The organism is Halpernia sp. GG3, from assembly GCF_052976925.2.
This window is the reverse complement of record NZ_JBRIIR020000010.1, coordinates 51,133-68,755: the sequence shown is the minus strand read 5'-3', so window position 1 is coordinate 68,755 and position 17,623 is coordinate 51,133. Positions and strand designations below refer to the sequence as shown.

The following is a 17,623-nucleotide window of genomic DNA, read 5'->3' as shown; positions in this document are numbered from 1 at the left end:
TGGCTGTTATTTTGAAATTCCTGCCTTGTAAAATTAATACAATTTAGATTAATTTAGTAAAAAATTTGAAATGAAAAAAGCCCTAATAATTGTAGATATTCAGAATGATTTTTGTGAAAATGGCGCTTTAGCTGTTCCAGAAGCAAACTCTATAATTCCATATGTAAATCAATTAATGGAAGAAAATGACTATGATCAAATTATATTAACGCAAGATTGGCATTCCGCAAATCATAAAAGTTTTGCAAGTAATAATGGACAGAAAGTTGGCGATACCATTATTTTAAATGGAATTCCACAGTTTATGTGGCCAGATCATTGTGTTCAAAACACTTTTGGTGCAGAATTTCACGAAGATTTAAACCGGGAAAAAGTAACCCATATTACACAAAAAGGTCAAAATTTGGAATTTGACAGCTACAGCGGATTTCAGGACAATAATCATTTTGTAAAAACTGACTTAGTAGATTTTTTGAAATACCATGAAATACAGTTGGTGGAAATTGCTGGTTTAGCATTGGATTACTGTGTGAAATTTACTTGTCTGGACGCTGTTAAAAATGGATTTATAACCTGTCTGCATTTTAATGGAACAAAACCAGTTAATATAAAACCCGATAGTGCTAAAAATGCAGTTTATGAAATGTTAGAAAAGAGCGTGACGATCTTAGGATAGTATTAGTTAGTGTTTTTTTGATTTTTAACTGCGTCACGCAGAATTTTCTCATTAAAACTTTTTACCAGAAGGTTGCCATTTTTGTCAAGAATGAAGAAAGCAGGCGTTCCCGTAATTGGTATCAGTTCGGAAATTCTTTTGCCTTTTTCTGACGAAATAATATTAAACCAGTTTTGTAAATGGCTCTTTGTAATAAACCTTTGCCATTCACTTTCCACACCAATATAAAGAACAGCAACTTTATTAAATTTTATATTTAATTTCTTTTCTAGATCGTCAACCTGCTGTACTTCTTTGGGGACGCTTTCTATGCAATGTTCACAATTTGGATCAAAAAATATCATTAAAGTAATATTTTTATGGTTTGCTAAATATTGATTAAAATCGTAAATTTTACCAGAAATATCTCTTAAACTAAAATCTGGAAGTGGTTGTCCTAACGGTAAAGTCTCGTATTCTTTGATCAAAAAATTGATTTTTGCGAAATCACGTATAAGATCAGGTTGACAGTCTCCCTTACTGATGTAATTTTTCATCAAATATTTATAAGCATCTTGTGTATTTTCCGCAATTGACGTTCTATATTCTAGATTTTTCATGATCCATTCAATATAAAATTTGAAACCCGGATTTTCACAGTCCAAATTTTTTAATACCAAATCTATTGCGGTCAAATAATTAATTGAATTATTAAAATAAGCATTCAAAAAACCATAAGAATTTGGCAGAAGAGGTATAACTTTATCAGAAAAATTTACAGTTTTTTCTGCGTTTGTGACTGCTAAATCTAGTTTACTTTTGTCAGTAGCCTGAAGTCGGATCAATTCAAAATTAAAAAAAGCTGCAATTCCATCATCTTGATAAATTGACAACATTTTTTGAGCTAAAATGATTTTATTTATTGGATTTTTTTCTTTTTGATATGTTATAAAATCCCTGTTTAGAGCGTCATTTACAACAATATCTTGCAAATTATTACCGTTCAGATTTAGGTTAACATTGATGCCATTTTTTAAAAACAACATGATGCTATTATTTTCATCTTTTGCAGAAAGTAGGACAGGAAAATTAACAATATCGCCCGTTTTCTTAAAAACTATTTCTTGTTTTGATTTATCAATTTTCGCACTGTCTAAAATTGAAGTGGACTTAGAACTTCCTTTAAAAAACCTTAAGTAAATACTTGTTGGTTTTGCATTTACAACTACAATTGTAATTTTATATCCATACTTTTCTGAATTACTAATTTTTTTTACATCCTTCTGTGTAAAGGCAAAAAAGAAAGAAAATAATAGGACAAGGCTGAACAGTTTTTTCATTTGACTAAAGCATTTTTAGAGTATTTACTTCAAGTTCTGTTAAAATTCTCCAATGGCCGCGTTTGATATTTTTCTTTGTTAATCCTGCAAACATAACGCGGTCTAAAATATCAACTTCGTAACCCAATTTCCTAAAAATTCTGCGTACAACGCGATTCCAACCGATATGAAGTTCTATACCAATTTCATTTTTAGGTTTACCTTCAATGAAAGAAACGCTGTCTACTTCCGCGATTCCTTCTTCTAATCTCACGCCGTCTTTTATTTGCTGTAAGTCTGCATTTGTTAGTTTCCGATCAAGAGTAACATGATATATTTTCTTTAAATTAAATGATGGATGTGTAAGTTTTTTTGTGATATGACCATCATTTGTCAACAAAATGACACCAGTTGTTTGGCGGTCCAGTCTTCCCACGGGGAAAGTTCTGTAGGGCGAGGCATTTGCAACCAAATCCATTACCGTTTTTCTCGCTTTCTCATCTTTTGTTGTGGAAATATACCCTTTTGGTTTATTTAATAAAACGTAAACAGGTTTTTCTGGAATAATACTGTTTCCATCGAAAACCACTCTGTCGGTTTTTTCAACTTGATAGCCCATTTCTGTAGTCACCTTTCCATTAACTTCCACTAAACCTTGCGTAATTAATGTGTCCGCCTCTCTCCTGCTACAAATTCCGGAATTGGCAATATATTTATTCAGACGGATCGTCTCCTTTGGTGTTTCATTAGCAATTTTATCAAATCTTCTTTTTAGGACAAAAGATTTTGTTTTTTCAGCGGTCATATCCTTACCAAAATTCTTATCGAAATTTTTGAAAACTTTTTTTGGTCCAGCTTTATAATCACCTTTTTCAAATTTTGAACTGCTGTCAAAAGTTTTTCCCACTCTTTTTCCCGCAGATCTGCTGGGTTTCGCGGTGAAAGATTTTTCAAAAGAGTTAACTTCGGAATTGTTTAAAATTCTTGGCTCTCTCTTTTCAATTTTTTTTTCAAACTTAGGTTTCGAAGAACGTTCCGAAGATTTTGGTTTTGAAGTTGATGCTGGTTTTCGGTTATTTGATCCTGTTTTACGTTCTCTGCTCATGTCTGAATATTTTTGCAAATGTACGGATTTCGCCACGATATTTTTTATCACTAAATTTACATTTTTCAACCCTAAAATATGATGGATTTAAGAGATCAACTAAAAAATTTATTTCCAGAGCATGAGGAAAAAGAATTTAAAATGCCTCAGGAAAAATTTGTTCAGAAAGAACCGCTTGTCTGTAAATTTGAGAAAAAAGGACGCCATGGTAAACCCGTTACACTAATAGAAGGTTTGGAAGGAAGTGCTGAAGAGTTAAAAAAAATCTCTAAGAAAATTAAAATAAATCTGGGTATTGGAGGATCGGAAAAAGACGGAATCATTATTATACAAGGCGATAACCGAGACAAAATAATGCTAATTCTTCAGGAAATGGGATATAAAACGAAACGGGTTGGCGGTTGATAGATCTTAAATTATTTTTCCCGACCTTTAAGTATTTTACCTTAAACTTTATTACAATTTAAAAACTATGATAAATAAATTAGCAGCATCTGAATTGGTTTTAAACCCAGATGGAAGTGTCTATCACCTTAATATTTTACCGGAAGATCTGGCTGAAAAAATCATTTTAGTAGGTGATCCTGATCGTGTACCGAAAGTGTCCAAATATTTTGATACTGTAGAAGTAAAGAAAAATAAACGTGAGTTTTACACTGAAACTGGAACTCTGAGAGGTGAAAGAATCACGGTTATGTCCACGGGAATTAGTACCGGGAATATAGATATCGTGATGAACGAACTTGATGCTTTAGTTAATATTGATCTAAAGAAAAAAGAAATTAAAAGTGAACATAAAAGCTTAAATCTATTTCGCTTAGGAACTTGTGGTAGCGTTAATCCAGATATCGAAGTTGATAATTTAATGATCACGGAAAATGTTGTTGGTCTAGACGGCCTTCTTCACTTTTATCCAGATTATCATTTTGAGAATGAATTTTCAAAAAAATTCTTGGCTGGATTTCCATATGGAAAAATTAAAGACATGCTCTATTTTTCCGATTGGTCTAAGAAAAACGCTGAACTTTTTAAAGACGCAAAATATATCGGAAATACAGCGACTTTTCCAGGTTTTTATGCGCCACAAGGTAGACAACTTCGTTTAAAATCTCTTGATGATCAATTTTTGGAACAATTAAATGACCTTGGGATCTCTAATTTCGAAATGGAAACTTCAGCAATTTACGGTTTATCTAAATTATTAGGACATGAAGCCACAACTATTGCCTGCGTCATTGCAAACAGACGTCGCGGAGAATTTTCTGCAGACCATCAAAAAGCCGAAAAAATGATGATTGAATGGGTTTTAGAAAGGATTATTAAATAAAAAATGAACAACAACATTAAATTATTGATTGGAGTTGCAGCTTTACTTCTAAGTTTCGTATTATTTTATTTTGCTGAGGGCGGAATTTTACTTTTTATCAGGGGTTTCCTTTTAGCTTTGGGAATTGTTTTTATAATACGATCGTTAATAGAAAAATTCAGAAAATGAGTATATAAACCGGCTTTTCAGTCGGTTTTTTTATTTTGAAATACAATCTTCCAAATGATCATTTACCAACCCGGTTGCCTGCATAAAAGCATAAACGACAGTAGAACCAAGAAATTTAAATCCTCTCTTCTTCAGATCTTTTGAGATAAGATCTGAAACTTCTGTAGTTGCAGCTACTTTTATTTTAAAGTTACTTTGGATTGTCTGATATTCAGTTTTCCAGCGACGAAATTCCAGATATAATTTGAGAAGCTACCAAACTCTTTCTGGATTTCTTGAAAATTTTGCGCATTACTAATCGTAGCAGCTATTTTTAATTTATTTCTGATAATACCTTCGTTTTTAAGTAAATCATCAATCTTTGACTGTTTGTAATTTGCTATCATTTTATAATCGTAATTATCAAAAGCCAACTTAAAATTCTCTCTTTTTTTCAGAATCGTATACCAACTTAAGCCTGCCTGAAAACTTTCCAATAATAAAAATTCAAAGAAAACCTTATCATCATAAGTCGGCTTTCCCCATTCTTCATCATGGTAATTTCTATATAGATCATCTTTTTCACACCAGCCGCATCGTATTTTTTCCATTTTTTAATTTATTTAAAACAAAAATATAAATTTTAAATTTTAACGATCACTTAACATTTTGTGGAATACCATTTGAATAATAAATTTTATCGAAATATTAAATCTAAACAAAAAAAATTATTATGGACAATCAAGATTACAATAAAGCAGAGAACGCTGTAGATAACACGAAGGATGGGATCAAAAATGCGGCAGATAAGGTAAAATGGAATGTGCAGGATTATGCACAAAAAGCGAAGGATTACATAAATGAAGAAAGAAGTAATGATCGAGAAGCAACTCATGAAGGTTGGTTGGAAAGAGCAAAACATAATGTCTCTGACGCATGGGATGCAACTAAAGATGCAGCAAGTGAGGCATGGGAAAAGACAAAAGATGCTGGAGTAGATGCTGAAGCTTCTGCGAAGAAATCAACTAATTAGTAAAACAAGTAATAAAATGATGGAATCAAAGAAATTTGATTCCTTTTTTTATGTTTAAATGATAAAATAATTTAAATTTGTAGAAAACAAAGAAACATGTCTAACGGAATATTAAAAGGAAAAAAGGGAATTATATTTGGTGCGCTGAATAGCCAGTCTATTGCTTGGAAGGTTGCAGAAAGATGCCATGAGGAAGGTGCTGAGTTTATTTTATCAAATGCACCAATTGCAATGCGGATGGGAGAAATGGATGCTCTGGCAAAAAGTACAGGTTCCGACGTAATGGGAGCTGATGCTACTTCCTTAGAAGACCTGGAAAAATTATTTGATGCCGCCATCGCTAAATTTGGAAAATTAGACTTTATCTTGCATTCAATTGGGATGTCAGTAAATGTTCGTAAAGGAAAACATTACACAGATATGAATTATGACTGGCTAGAAAAAGGCTGGGACGTGTCTGCAGTTTCTTTCCATAAGGTAATGCGTGTCGCGTATCAGAAAGATTGCATGAATGAATGGGGTTCTATTCTGGCGCTGACCTATATTGCTGCTCAAAGAACTTTCCCGGATTATAATGATATGGCAGATAATAAAGCTTACCTAGAAAGTATAGCCCGAAGTTTTGGATACTATTGGGGTGAAAAAAAGGTACGTGTTAATACAATTTCGCAATCTCCCACAGTTACTACTGCGGGAAGTGGTGTGAAAGGTTTTGGTGGTTTTCTTGGTTACGCAGAAGCAATGTCACCGCTTGGAAATGCTGATGCCGGCGACTGCGCTAATTATTGTATTGCTATGTTTTCTGATCTTACAAAAAAAGTGACCATGCAAAATCTTTTTCATGACGGAGGATTTAGTACCAGCGGTGTGACACAAAAAGTAGTCGATAGATTTGATTAACAGTATAAATTTTTATAATAAAAAGCGCCCTTTAATTGGCGCTTTTTTTTTGCTGAAATAAATAATATTGCATCAGTGATATATAAATTTCATTTTTAAAATAATAATTTATCTAAAATTTTCGCTGTTTTATAATTCTAGCATCATTTTTGGGTATGGTTAGTTGACTAAATAAACCATGTCATTTATAAAAATGATATTATGAAATTTGAAACACTTTTAGCAAGCGTGCTCCTATCTGGATTGACCTCCACGCCGCCTATAAGTAAAAAGCACGATCTAGAAATTGATGTATCCAATATTAAAAATCTTAAAGGTTCTGTTGCAATAGGAATTTTTAATTCTGAAAATGGATTTTTAATTAAGGGTAAAGAATATAAAACTAAGACCATAAAAGTGAACGGATCAACTGTTCACTGTGAATTCAAAGATTTACCAGACGGTAAATACGCCGTAGCTGTTTTCCATGATGAAAATTCTGATGAAAAATTTAATACAAATTTGCTAGGTATCCCTAAAGAAGCATACGGTTTTTCAAATAATTTTAAACCAATTATTTCCAGACCAAAATTTAGCGATACAGAATTTAGTCTGGATTCAGATAAAAAAATTACGATCAAATTAATTAATTAAATTTATCTTCCCACTGATGGTACTATGGGTAGACTTTCATTTCCATTTTCGGAAACACTTTGTACAGCGAAAAAATAATTATCTTTAGAATACGGCAACTTATATGATGTTTCTGTAGTGAAAATTTTTCGTTGCCACATCGCCTGATCAGTTTCTCTAATTAAAATATAGTACCCAGACACTTTTCCCAAGAGGGGTTTTTCCCAACTTAAACTCGTGAAATTTGTTAATTCTTTCACATCCATTTTTACATTTTCAGGTTTTGATGGCGCCTTCGATAAATTTGCTAACACAGCAAGATTAACAGCAGTATTTTTTCTTAAATATTCAAAATCCATAAATTTAACCAGATCGCCGTATTCCATTTTATTCTCAGTTCGTAGATCCTGATGTTGGTGGTTAAAATTTTCATTCATGTCGGTAAAGCGAACCGCAGCAAAACCTGCTTCCACAAATGGCGTATGATCTCCACCCCGTAGAAAACGATCATTTCTGTAAATTAGTTTCACTTCTAAATTATCCACATATCGCTCCCCTATTTCCTTAGAATATCTTGCCAACTGACGCGCTTCACCGTCATTTTCTAAACCATAAGCTCTTATAAATTTTGCTTTTTTATCTAAATCCAGATAAGGCAAGCCTTCACTGAAAACCCGCAATTTCATATTTGAAATATTATGAGTATCTGCTGCTTCATTATTCCCGATCATATCATTATTGAGCATTGCAACAACATTCCACTTTTCATTTAAAGCACGCTTTGCAAGCATCGTCGAACCGAATAAACCCTGTTCTTCACCAGAAACCGCTACAAAAATAACAGTTGCAGGAAAATTTGATTTAGATAAAATTCTAGCACATTCTAAAACTGCCGCTACTCCACTTGCATCATCATTTGCGCCCGGCGCGTCATCTTTTATATTTAAAATATCTGTAACTCTTGAATCCAAATGTCCCGAAATTATAAAAACTCTGTTATCTTTAGGATCTGTCCCTTTTAAAACCGCTGTTGCATTTCCCAGGTTTATCACTTGATTAATTCTTTTTCCATCCGGTTGAAGATCTTCATTTTGTAATTCAATCAACATTCTTCCACCAGAATTTTTTGCGTCATTTCTAAATTGACTTAGAACCCAATTTCTAGCAGCACCAATTCCCTTTTTGCTGTCAGTTGTTGAGCTCATAGTTTGGCGTGTACCGAATGTAACTAACTTTTCCACATGCGCTTTTAACGAATCCGAATTGATCAAACTTACATATTGAGAAATTTCTGTATCACGTTTTACAGTTGTTTGTGCGGATAATGAACCTGTAATTAGTAAAAGTATAAAGTATTTTTGCATTTTAATTTTTTAAATTATTTATTGTTTCGCAAAATTCATCAGTAATTGAATTCGGCGTTGCCCAGGAAGTGATAATTCGAATCGCTGAATATTCTATATCTATTTTCTTCCAGACATAAAAATCAAAGTTTTCAGAAAGTTTTGTAATTTGACTTTGATTTAAAATAGGAAAAATTTGATTAGTAAAGGTGTCCGATAGAAATTTAAAACCGCTATCGACAAAGGCTTTTTTAATTTTCATCGCTTCAGAATTAGCGTGTTTCGCCAGATCAAAATATAAATTATCGGACATTAATACATCAAACTGAATTCCTAACAATCTTCCCTTTGCTAGCATGCCACCTTTTTGTTTGATATGAAAACCAAATTCCTGCTGTAATTCTGGATTATTAATAATGATGGCTTCACCGATCAATGCACCATTTTTTGTACCACCTAAATAAAAAGCGTCGGTATATTTTGCAACATCTTCCAAAGTTAAATCATTATTTTCTGCCGTTAATGCATGACCTATTCTTGCACCGTCCATCATTAAAAAAAGATTATTGTCCTTACAGAATCTTGATAAATTTACCAGTTCATCTTTGGAATAATTAGTTCCAATTTCAGTAGAATTTGAAATATAAACTAATTTTTGTTTAAGCTGATGCGGTTTATTTTGGTGGAGATCAAGTATACTCTGGATATGTTCCGGTTTAAGTTTTCCATCAATAGTTTCCACGCCGTGAATTTTGTGTCCTGTTGCTTCAATGGCACCAGTTTCATTAGTTAAAATGTGACCTGTTGAGGCAGAAACTGCACTTTCATGCGGACGTAGAAAAGCCGAAATTAAAACTAAATTAGCTTGCGTTCCACCAGAAACAAAATGAATTTTTGAATTTGGGGACTTCATTAGCTTTAAAATCTTATCACTGGCTCTCAGGCAATAATCGTCCAAACCATAACCGTTTTGCTGAACTAAATTTGAATTTAAAAGTGCCTCTAAAATTTTTGGATGGCAACCTTCAGAATGATAATTCTAAAAGAAAACTTTCATTTGACCAAAATTTATTATTTTTAAACTTAAACTTTAATTTATTTAAAAAATATTTGTTGCTTTTATTTTTCATTCTAAAATTGTTAGATTTGTGAAATATTAAAGCTAACAATTTCTATGAAAACTTTAACTGAAGAAAATTATCTAAAAGCGATCTTTCACCTCATAAAGCCCGATGACACAGTAACTGTAACTGATCTCAGCAAATTTTTAAATATCAAAATGCCGAGTGTAAATAGTATGATGAAGAAGTTTGCGGAAAAAAATTGGGTTCGTTATGAAAGTTATAAACCCTTGGAGGTTACAGAATTGTGCAAAAAAGAGGCGGCATTAATTGTCAGAAAACACAGATTGACCGAAATGTTTTTAGTAAAAAAAATGAATATAGGTTGGGAAAATGTACATGATATCGCGGAGCAACTGGAGCACATTCATTCGCATGAGTTTTTTGATAAAATGGATGAACTTTTAAATTTCCCGAAAATAGATCCGCACGGAGAGCCAATTCCTGATAAGGAAGGACAAATAATAAAGCAGGATTTAAAAAAATTGAGTACTTGTAAAATAAAAGAAAACGTTGTTTTAATGGCCGTAACGCTTGATACTGAGGATTTTTTAAGTTACTTGAACGAGCGTAACTTAACTTTAGGAATTACATTAAAAATCGTAAAAATTGAAAATGTAGATGCGACTATGACTATTGAGTTTAATGGAAAAAGTGAAATTTTAAGTAAAATCGTCTGTGATAAACTTTTAGTAAAGTCATAAAAAAACAGAGCCAAAACTCTGTTTTTTTAATAATATTTTAAGGAATTTATTTGCCAGCTTTTGCTTTTAATTCCGCCTCTTTGGCTTTAAATTCTGCAGTTTTCGCGTCATTTTTTGCCGTTTGATAAAGACCTCGTAATAAAGTCACAGCATCCAAATTTGTAGGATCGGCAGCATACCATTTCTCAGCAGCGGGAAGGGCACTTATAAGTCTTGCTCTTCTATCCGCAAGGATTTTGTTTGCTTCCTCAATTTTACCAGCTTTTCTTTTTGCGTTGTAATCATCAATACTTTTTTGATCATCACCCATTTTCAAAAAAGTAAGATTCTGAAGAGCTGCAACATAATCAGGTTTAATTTCAACCGCTTTGTTAAATGCATGTTCAGCTTCTGCTGTTTTAGAAGGATCAGTTTTTAACATTACACCTAAGTTAAACCAGGTTTCTGCATTTTTTGGATTTTCTAAAGATTGTTTTCTAAGAATATCAATAAATTCAGCAGATTTACCGCTGCCAAAAAATGATAAACCTTTAACATTCGTTAAATCATTATCACCAGGAAATTTTATTAAACCTCTATCAGCTAATTTTATAGCTTCATCATATTTTTTAGCAGTATAAAGATTTTTAGCATTGATCGTGTATAATTCTTTCTCTACACTTTTACTGGTTTCAGTTTTAAAATCTGAATAGTCTCCACTTGCACCCATCTTTTTAAAAATATCCCAGGTATTTTTATCTAATTTATCTACAACGCCTGTTTTTTTATTTAGCGCAGTGTAAGAAGTTTCCACGCCAGTATAGCCAGAATCGATCAGTTCATTGTAAATTTGAGTGGATTCATCTAATTTATCAGCAGTTGCATAGGAAATTGCTGCATTCATAAGTATTGATTTGTCATCCGAGCCAGCAGCTTTTAATAAGTAGTAAGTTTCTTTAAACTTATCACCTGCAACAGAATAATTTTTTGCTTTGTAAGCATCAACAGCTTCCTGATTGGTTGCTTTTAAAATCGGATTTATTTTTTCACCTAATTTACCGGAAGTCGTGGGTGTATAAATTTCTTCTTTCAAATTACTTACACCAGATTTGTCTGCAGCTTCCTTGCCAACATAGTAAACCCGGTCTTTATTTTCATTTTTACCGGAATATAGTTCTTTCATCTTACCTGAAAGAATTTGATTCTTGCAGATAAATAAACAACTCCCTCCTGCGTTTTACCCGCGTTCATCAGGCTTAAACCTTTTGTATAATAATATTGCTCTAAAGTAGCAGGCTCCAAAAGGTAAGTTTTATCACCCATCGCAGATTCTGCCGCAGATAATTGTGCTGTAGCAGTTGCGTTATCTCCGCTTTCAATGGCTTTATAAGCATTTGAAATCTCCTTTTTCTGAGCGGTAGCAAATGTTAATGAAAGCACCGCTAAACTTAAAATTATTCTTTTCATTTTTGTTTAATTTTATATTTTTTTGTTTTAATCTAAATTTTCATCGTCACTTTCATTTTCTATATCTTCATTTTTCTGAGCTTCCTCTTCTTCTATTTTTTTTAAAACTTCTGGATCACCGATATTTAAAACGTTATCACCTGTTTCTGGAACTTCGGAAGTTTCGGGATGGTTGCTGTCTGAAATTTCTGCATTCTCATCAATTTCTTCTTCAACTTCCTTATCCATTTCTACTTTCGCAATCGCTGCAATTTCGTCATCTTTCCGAAGGTTAATCATTCTCACACCTTGCGTATTTCTTCCCATTACCCGCATATTATCCATATTCATGCGGATTGCAACGCCAGATTTGTTAATGATCATTAAACCATCTTCATCAGTTACAGACTGTATTGCTATAAGATTTCCAGTTTTTTCTGTGATATTTAAAGTAATAACACCTTTTCCACCACGATTTGTAATTCTATAATCTTCTACCGCAGTTCTTTTACCATATCCTTTCTCTGAAACTACTAAAACGGTATCATTTTCCAGATCATTAACCACGATCATTCCAATTACTTCATCCTTATCAGTTAATGATATTCCACGAACTCCGATGGAACCTCTTCCAACGGCCCTAGCTTTTTCTTCCGGAAATCTGATACATTTACCATTTTTGGTAGCAATCATTATTTGAGAATTTCCGTCGGTTAATTTTGCACCTAAAAGTACATCATCTTCACGAATTTCAATGGCATTAATTCCATTAACCCTTGGTCTTGAATATGCTTCTAAAGAAGTTTTCTTGATTGTTCCATTTTTTGTAATCATCACCACATTCATCTGCTGAATGTATTCTTTGTCCTTTAAATCGTTGGTTCTGATATAGGCTTTGATCTTATCATCTGGCTCAATATTAATTAAATTCTGAACGGCTCTACCTTTTGAAGTTTTAGAACCTTCAGGAATTTCGAACACGCGCAACCAATAACATTTTCCTTTTTCGGTGAAGAACATTAAATATTGGTGGTTCGTCGCCGTCACTATATATTCCAGAAAATCTGCGTCTCTTGTAGTCGCCGCACGGTTACCAACGCCGCCTCTACTTTGAACTTTATATTCAGAAAGCAAAGTTCTTTTTACATAACCTGCATGAGAAATTGTCAAAACAACTTTTTCATTAGGAATAATATCTTCAATGGACATTTCGCCACCATTGTAATCTATTTCCGTTCTGCGTTCGTCACCATATTTTTCTTTTACTTCTAAAAGTTCTTCTTTAATGATCTCAAAACGTCTTGGTTCATTATCTAAAATATCCTGCAAATCGTTTATCATTTTCATGATTTCTTCATATTCTGCACGGATTTTATCCAATTCCATTCCCGTTAAACGAGCCAGACGCATATCTAAAATCGCTTGAGACTGAATGTCTGAAAGTTCAAATTCATCAATCAAACCTTGTTTTGCATCGGCAGGATTAGAACTGTTCCGAATTATTTTTATGGCTTTATCTAAAGAATCTTGGGTTCCAATCACTTTCATGAAACCTTCTAAGATATGCGCTCTTTCCTTCGCTTTTTTAATTTCAAATGTCGTTCTGCGGACCACAACCTCATGTCTATGATCAACAAAATGGTGAATAATATCTTTTACATTTAATTGAACAGGTCTTCCTCCCACCAATGCAATATTATTACAACTAAAAGACGTTTGAAGTGCTGTATATTTATAAAGTAAATTTAAAACTACATTTGGAATCGCATCATTTTTCAATTCATAAACTACGCGCAAACCGTTTCTGTCAGACTCATCACGAATTTCATAAATTCCAGGAATTTTGTCATCTTTCACTAAATCTGCAGTTCGGGCAATCATATCCGCTTTGTTCACTTGGTAAGGAACTTCAGTTACAATGATCGCATTTCTATTGCCAATTTCTTCAAAATTAACTTTAGCACGAAGAACAATTCTTCCTCGTCCCGTGTGTAAAGCCTCACGAACACCATCATACCCATAAATAATTCCACCTGTTGGGAAATCTGGTGCGATGATGTGTTGCATTATTTCATCGATTGTAATGTCATTATTATCAATGTAAGCGCAAATTGCGTCAATACTTTCCGATAAATTGTGCGGCGCCATATTAGTTGCCATACCAACTGCAATACCGGAAGTTCCATTAACCAAAAGATTAGGAATTCTACTTGGCATCACTTTCGGCTCAGTCAAACTATCGTCAAAATTGAATTGAAAATCAACTGTATCTTTATCTAAATCTGAAAGAATATCATCAGAAATTTTCTTTAATCTGGCTTCAGTATAACGCATTGCCGCAGGCGGATCTCCATCCATAGAACCAAAATTTCCTTGACCGTCAACTTGTGGATATCTTAAACTCCAAGGCTGCGCCATTCTAACCATCGCATCGTAAACGGAAGAATCTCCGTGTGGATGGTATTTACCCAAAACATCACCAACAATTCTGGCAGATTTTAAATGTTTTCTATTAGAAAAAACGTTCAAGCCATACATTCCATATAAAACTCTTCTGTGAACGGGTTTTAAACCATCTCTCACATCTGGCAAAGCTCTGGAAACAATAACAGACATTGAGTAATCAATGTAAGACGACTTCATTTCATCAACGATGTTGATAGGAATTAACCTTTCTCCTTCTTTATGCATAAATATTTTTTAATAATATGATAATCAAAACTTTAGCAGTAAGATTATTAGTTTTTTAAATTCAATTTTTTATAACGGGCTAATTTACAAAAATTTAACGATTTTTGTCGTCACTAATTTTGTAAAAATCATAATAAATCATAAAAAATGAGCATTTTAAGTATCACTTTTCATACGCCGGATCATCTTTTGCAAAAATGGGAATATTTTGAAAAAAATACTTTAGAAAATATGATCGATAATCTCATTCGGGTAGAAAAATTTATTCTATCTGAAGTTGAAAGTGAAATGCTTAATGAAGGTAAAAACACCAATCTGCTACTCATTTTCGAAAATGAAAATCTGAGATTAGATTTTGTAGAAAGTGAATTTGAAAATATTCAACACAATGTAGAAAAAGAATTTGGTGAAGAGGTTATGATATTTAAAACTTATTTAAATCAAAAAAAAACCCGAATGTAAATCCGGATTTTTATATTTAAAAAATATTATTTCTAACTTCTTCTGCTCATTAAAATCCTTAAAACGTACCAAAATAGCAGCATTATTGAGGAAAATAATAGCAAAGATGCGCCAACATATTGATCCGTAGAATAGGTATCTTTAAGCTTACTTGTTTGATATAAAATAGCACCACTTGCTAAAATTACCATTCCTACAGAAAACCAAAGTCCAAGATTAAAACCAAAAATTACGCCTGCAACAATTAATCCTAAAGCTACGAAACCGCCCACTGTGATTGCCGTTCTCAAAAAAGAGAAATCTGTATTTGTCATAAAGACAACGGCTGTTAGACCGGAAAAAAGCGCCACAGTTATTAAACCCGCCTGCTGAATAATTTCAATACCGGCATATCGTGTTGCAATAAAAATCAAAGGCAAAAAGATAATAGATTCCAAAATCACATAAAATCCTAATCCTGCATATTGTACATTTTTCTCCTGGGATAAAGTCCATTTTTCTGAAACATAAGAACCCAACCAAAATAGACCTAAAATACCGAGCCAGATAAATCTTCCTCCAAGCATTTTCATAATTAATTCATCTGGAACGTACTTCAAAAGAAGACTTTCAACTATCATAAATGCTAAAATTGCCATTGCAACATGCATATATGTTTTTTTATAAAATTCCGCTCTTTCAGATTCTGCTGCGCGCGAAATAGGAATAGATTGATTCATGTTTTTGTTATTTAAAAGAACGAATTTAAGCAATTTTTTAAAATTAACATATAATAAATTTGTTTATTGGTTTTATACCCTCGTGAAAATTTTAGATAAAATCTTGAAGACGCTGTATAATTTTTAATTTACTCCGAAAAATTTTCAAAAAATAAAATTTCACTTGCTGGCGATCAATTTCAAATATCACGAGAAAAGGTTATTTTATTTGAAATTTTTACGAAATAACTTTCAATTAAATTAATAACTCATGAAAGCAACATATACCTTTTTAGCAGTTTGCCTCAGTTGCCAAATTTTTTCACAGCAAATAATAACACAAAACCCTGCTATCACAAAAATATTAATGTCAGAAAATGTCTAAAACTAAATTGTCTATGAATACGCAGATACTATAATTCTGACAATCTACAACCTGGAAACTAAAAGAGAAAAATTAATCCACTATTTCCCTTCTGATGTTTGCATAAAATATTTTAATACAAAATCAGTCAAAAAAAAAGTATCGATATTGAGCAAGCAGTGGCATTTGTCGATAAACCAGAGTTGTTCAAGTCCATGATTACAGGAAATGCCTGACTATTCAATTATTCAAAGGAAATAAAAATGTAGGCGATGAACTTACCGAATGCCTTGTGAGTCTTGCTTATCAAGGAGGTGATTTTATTAACGAATACAATCGATTTTCAGAAAATATGGCTAATCAATCTCAGGAAGAACTGCAGGGACAATTGGATAATCTAGAAGCTCAAAAGTCACAGGCTCAAAAAATGAGACAAGAAACAAATGATCAATGATGTACACAAAATATTATCACCCAAACTCAAAATATATCTAACGCTAATATAAATAAACCAAGTCAAAAGAGCACAATAACTAAATGCGTAAATAGATCCGGATATGGTTGCGGACAGCAATAAAATTCAATTAAAATCTGTAAAAATGATCTGTTTTAAAATCTAATTTGTCCACAAAAAAATACCAATTGATCGGTGTGTGTTTTTTACGTGACTTTTTTATATTAATTAGTGATTTTTTTAAATTAAACTTAAAAATTTTAAGGTATTTACATTATCTGCAAAGGAATTTAGATCCGGTTGTTGTGCTTTTCCAAAAGATTCAGTTTTAAAATTATAAATCTGATTTCCTACAACACACTGGATATCTTGCTCATTGGTTTTAATAAATTCTTCCACACTTTCAATATTACTATACCGCGAAAAATTAACTACAGAAAGCGGTGAAAAGAGTGCTTCATCTTCTTTTAACATGACAAAATTATTATCCCAAAATAAATCTTGATTTAGTAAATAAATGGCCTTATTATAATCGTAATTATTAGCGTATTTATGATGATTAATAATATCCTTAAACAGTAGAAAATTTTGAAATAAACGCTCTAGTTTAAAGTCATTAGGGATGAAAATACGTGTTACATTTCTACAACCTAAACCGAAATAGGTAAAAATATCATTTGCTAAAAGCTGCAACTCCGCCTCAGTTTCTTGTCCATCTAACACTGCAATTGAAGTTCTATTCTTTCTGATTATTCTTTCATAATTTTTGAAGTAATATTCTAAATAACGCGCTGTATTATTACTTCCAGTTGCAATGATGGCATTAAAATTTTCTAATTTTTCTACAAATTCATATTCAATTTCATTGAATTTATTCCATAATTTCAATAAAAACGGAATCATCCTTTTGTCTTTCGATGACAATTTTATCAACGGAATATTTCCACTCAAAATAACACAAATAATATCGTGAAAACCAACCAAAGGGATATTTCCCGCCAAGATTAAACCTACTTTTTTAGGTTGATTTGAAAAAACATAATCAGAAAGCCATTTGTCTAAATTTTCTTTTGTCAGTAAATCTGACCAATCTTTTAAGGCTAATTTTTGATAATCTTTTGTAAACCAAGGATTTTCATTTTCCGAAATTCTGATGATGTCTTCTAATTCATTATCTAATACTTCAAAACTTTCTACACTTTTTGCGAGAAAATCTTTTAAAAATAGACCAAGTTTTGTAAGTCCTGTTATGCTTTTAATCAC

General features: G+C 32.4%; 17 protein-coding genes and 1 pseudogene. 8 read left to right on the top strand and 10 right to left on the bottom strand.

From position 1 onward, the window contains the following. The first annotated feature begins 70 nt into the window (after nt 1-70). Nucleotides 71-676 carry a bifunctional nicotinamidase/pyrazinamidase gene (gene pncA / locus ACVBED_RS04745; RefSeq protein WP_473094582.1) on the top strand — a complete coding sequence of 202 codons (606 nt, stop codon included), beginning with the start codon at nt 71-73 and terminating at the stop codon, nt 674-676. Between the two features lie 2 nt (nt 677-678). Here the strand turns inward: pncA and ACVBED_RS04740 are convergent, their stop codons facing one another. After that, a complete protein-coding gene (locus ACVBED_RS04740) occupies nt 679-1,995 on the bottom strand; it encodes a TlpA family protein disulfide reductase (protein ID WP_473094581.1) in 1,317 nt (438 codons plus the stop codon). Nucleotides 1,996-1,999: 4 nt separating this feature from the next. Continuing rightward, nucleotides 2,000-3,079 carry a pseudouridine synthase gene (locus ACVBED_RS04735; protein WP_473094693.1) on the bottom strand — a complete coding sequence of 360 codons (1,080 nt, stop codon included), beginning with the start codon at nt 3,077-3,079 and terminating at the stop codon, nt 2,000-2,002. Between the two features lie 81 nt (nt 3,080-3,160). On the opposite strand from ACVBED_RS04735, the gene ACVBED_RS04730 reads away from it, so the two are divergent. Together ACVBED_RS04730 and ACVBED_RS04725 are read left to right on the top strand one after the other, a co-directional pair. Beyond that, the gene (locus ACVBED_RS04730; protein WP_473094692.1) at nt 3,161-3,484 is read left to right on the top strand and encodes a translation initiation factor; all 324 of its coding nucleotides are present in this window, start codon (nt 3,161-3,163) and stop codon (nt 3,482-3,484) included. Nucleotides 3,485-3,551: 67 nt separating this feature from the next. Continuing rightward, a complete protein-coding gene (locus ACVBED_RS04725) occupies nt 3,552-4,406 on the top strand; it encodes a nucleoside phosphorylase (RefSeq protein ID WP_473094580.1) in 855 nt (284 codons plus the stop codon). Between the two features lie 198 nt (nt 4,407-4,604). Here ACVBED_RS04725 and ACVBED_RS04720 read toward each other — a convergent pair. Then, nucleotides 4,605-5,164 (bottom strand): annotated as a pseudogene (locus ACVBED_RS04720) (DNA-3-methyladenine glycosylase I). 122 nt (nt 5,165-5,286) lie between these two features. Between ACVBED_RS04720 and ACVBED_RS04715 the strand changes: the two are divergent. The 3 genes from ACVBED_RS04715 (at nt 5,287) to ACVBED_RS04705 (ending at nt 7,119) form a co-directional block, all read left to right on the top strand. Beyond that, the gene (locus ACVBED_RS04715) at nt 5,287-5,586 is read left to right on the top strand and encodes a hypothetical protein (RefSeq protein WP_447118944.1); all 300 of its coding nucleotides are present in this window, start codon (nt 5,287-5,289) and stop codon (nt 5,584-5,586) included. Nucleotides 5,587-5,682: 96 nt separating this feature from the next. Next, nucleotides 5,683-6,486 carry an enoyl-ACP reductase FabI gene (locus tag ACVBED_RS04710; protein WP_473094579.1) on the top strand — a complete coding sequence of 268 codons (804 nt, stop codon included), beginning with the start codon at nt 5,683-5,685 and terminating at the stop codon, nt 6,484-6,486. Between the two features lie 201 nt (nt 6,487-6,687). After that, the gene (locus tag ACVBED_RS04705; RefSeq protein ID WP_473094578.1) at nt 6,688-7,119 is read left to right on the top strand and encodes a DUF2141 domain-containing protein; all 432 of its coding nucleotides are present in this window, start codon (nt 6,688-6,690) and stop codon (nt 7,117-7,119) included. Between the two features lie 2 nt (nt 7,120-7,121). Here the strand turns inward: ACVBED_RS04705 and ACVBED_RS04700 are convergent, their stop codons facing one another. Together ACVBED_RS04700 and ACVBED_RS04695 are read right to left on the bottom strand one after the other, a co-directional pair. Beyond that, nucleotides 7,122-8,462, bottom strand: coding sequence for a M28 family metallopeptidase (locus tag ACVBED_RS04700; RefSeq protein ID WP_473094577.1), 1,341 nt, complete (start codon nt 8,460-8,462; stop codon nt 7,122-7,124). Between the two features lies 1 nt (nt 8,463). Beyond that, nucleotides 8,464-9,450, bottom strand: coding sequence for a threonine aldolase family protein (locus ACVBED_RS04695; protein WP_473094691.1), 987 nt, complete (start codon nt 9,448-9,450; stop codon nt 8,464-8,466). Between the two features lie 165 nt (nt 9,451-9,615). On the opposite strand from ACVBED_RS04695, the gene ACVBED_RS04690 reads away from it, so the two are divergent. Continuing rightward, a complete protein-coding gene (locus tag ACVBED_RS04690) occupies nt 9,616-10,266 on the top strand; it encodes a metal-dependent transcriptional regulator (RefSeq protein WP_473094576.1) in 651 nt (216 codons plus the stop codon). 46 nt (nt 10,267-10,312) lie between these two features. On the opposite strand, the gene ACVBED_RS04685 is transcribed toward ACVBED_RS04690, so the two are convergent. From ACVBED_RS04685 to gyrA, 3 genes are read right to left on the bottom strand one after another with little or no spacing between them, the layout of a single operon-like run. Then, nucleotides 10,313-11,428: a hypothetical protein gene (locus ACVBED_RS04685; protein WP_473094575.1), complete on the bottom strand. Its 1,116-nt coding sequence runs from the start codon at nt 11,426-11,428 to the stop codon at nt 10,313-10,315. Beyond that, a complete protein-coding gene (locus tag ACVBED_RS04680) occupies nt 11,425-11,712 on the bottom strand; it encodes a hypothetical protein (RefSeq protein ID WP_473094574.1) in 288 nt (95 codons plus the stop codon). Before ACVBED_RS04680 ends, ACVBED_RS04685 begins: the two co-directional genes overlap by 4 nt. Before the next feature lie 27 nt (nt 11,713-11,739). Further along, the gene (gene gyrA, locus ACVBED_RS04675; RefSeq protein WP_473094573.1) at nt 11,740-14,382 is read right to left on the bottom strand and encodes a DNA gyrase subunit A; all 2,643 of its coding nucleotides are present in this window, start codon (nt 14,380-14,382) and stop codon (nt 11,740-11,742) included. Between the two features lie 147 nt (nt 14,383-14,529). Here gyrA and ACVBED_RS04670 point away from each other — a divergent pair, with 147 nt between their 5' ends. Continuing rightward, the gene (locus tag ACVBED_RS04670; protein ID WP_447118931.1) at nt 14,530-14,844 is read left to right on the top strand and encodes a DUF4286 family protein; all 315 of its coding nucleotides are present in this window, start codon (nt 14,530-14,532) and stop codon (nt 14,842-14,844) included. Nucleotides 14,845-14,876: 32 nt separating this feature from the next. On the opposite strand, the gene ACVBED_RS04665 is transcribed toward ACVBED_RS04670, so the two are convergent. Then, nucleotides 14,877-15,563, bottom strand: a complete 687-nt coding sequence (locus ACVBED_RS04665; protein ID WP_447118929.1) for a Bax inhibitor-1/YccA family protein — start codon at nt 15,561-15,563, stop codon at nt 14,877-14,879. A gap of 1,037 nt (nt 15,564-16,600) precedes the next feature. Beyond that, nucleotides 16,601-17,623 carry an acyl-CoA reductase gene (locus ACVBED_RS04660; protein ID WP_447118926.1) on the bottom strand — a complete coding sequence of 341 codons (1,023 nt, stop codon included), beginning with the start codon at nt 17,621-17,623 and terminating at the stop codon, nt 16,601-16,603.